Origin of the sequence: uncultured Marinococcus sp. (assembly GCF_947493875.1) — a bacterium.
Lineage (GTDB): Bacteria > Bacillota > Bacilli > Bacillales > Marinococcaceae > Marinococcus.
Genome location: NZ_CANLSU010000022.1, coordinates 1 through 1603, shown reverse-complemented (window position 1 = coordinate 1603; position 1603 = coordinate 1). Strand labels below are relative to the sequence as shown.

The 1603-nt window shown below is 57.5% G+C and carries 1 rRNA gene; it reads left to right on the top strand.

Annotation, left to right across the window (positions count from 1 at the left end):
* Positions 1-20 precede the first annotated feature (20 nt).
* Positions 21-1593 (top strand): 16S ribosomal RNA (locus Q0757_RS16890).
* The last annotated feature ends 10 nt before the right edge of the window (positions 1594-1603 follow it).

The window sequence follows — 1603 nt, the reverse complement described above, 5'->3', positions numbered from 1 at the left end:
GATGCCACAGCATCAAACTTTTTACGGAGAGTTTGATCCTGGCTCAGGACGAACGCTGGCGGCGTGCCTAATACATGCAAGTCGAGCGCGGGAAGCCGGCGGACTCCTTCGGGAGGAAACCGGTGGAACGAGCGGCGGACGGGTGAGTAACACGTGGGCAACCTGCCGGACTGATGGGAATAACCCCGGGAAACCGGGGCTAATGCCCAATACGCCCTGACCTCGCCTGAGGTCAGCGGTAAAGCAGGGATCTTCGGATCCTTGCACAGTCCGATGGGCCCGCGGCGCATTAGCTAGTTGGAGAGGTAAGGGCTCCCCAAGGCGACGATGCGTAGCCGACCTGAGAGGGTGATCGGCCACACTGGGACTGAGACACGGCCCAGACTCCTACGGGAGGCAGCAGTAGGGAATCATCCGCAATGGGCGAAAGCCTGACGGTGCAACGCCGCGTGAGTGATGAAGGTTTTCGGATCGTAAAGCTCTGTTGACAGGGAAGAACCCACGTCAGTCGAACAGGCTGGCGTGCTGACGGTACCTGTCCAGAAAGCCCCGGCTAACTACGTGCCAGCAGCCGCGGTAATACGTAGGGGGCAAGCGTTGTCCGGAATTATTGGGCGTAAAGGGCACGCAGGCGGTTTCGTCAGTCCGATGTGACAGGCCACGGCTCAACCGTGGAAGGCCATTGGAAACTGCGAAACTTGAGGACAGAAGAGGAGAGTGGAATTCCACGTGTAGCGGTGAAATGCGTAGATATGTGGAGGAACACCAGTGGCGAAGGCGACTCTCTGGTCTGTACCTGACGCTGAGGTGCGAAAGCATGGGGAGCAAACAGGATTAGATACCCTGGTAGTCCATGCCGTAAACGCTGAGTGCTAGGTGTTAGGGGTTTCGATACCCGTAGTGCCGAAGCTAACGCATTAAGCACTCCGCCTGGGGAGTACGACCGCAAGGTTGAAACTCAAAGGAATTGACGGGGGCCCGCACAAGCGGTGGAGCATGTGGTTTAATTCGACGCAACGCGAAGAACCTTACCAGATCTTGACATCTTCCGCTACGCCTCGAGAGAGGCGGTTCCCCTTCGGGGGACGGAATGACAGGTGGTGCATGGTTGTCGTCAGCTCGTGTCGTGAGATGTTGGGTTAAGTCCCGCAACGAGCGCAACCCCTAATCTTAGTTGCCAGCATTCAGTTGGGCACTCTAAGGTGACTGCCGGTGACAAACCGGAGGAAGGTGGGGATGACGTCAAATCATCATGCCCCTTATGATCTGGGCTACACACGTGCTACAATGGATGGTACAACGGGATGCGAACCCGCGAGGGGGAGCCAATCCAGAAAAGCCATTCTCAGTTCGGATTGCAGGCTGCAACTCGCCTGCATGAAGCCGGAATCGCTAGTAATCGCGGATCAGCATGCCGCGGTGAATACGTTCCCGGGCCTTGTACACACCGCCCGTCACACCACGAGAGTTTGCAACACCCGAAGTCGGTGAGGGAACCCTTCTGGGACCCAGCCGCCGAAGGTGGGGCAGATGATTGGGGTGAAGTCGTAACAAGGTATCCCTACCGGAAGGTGGGGATGGATCACCTCCTTTCTATGGAGCA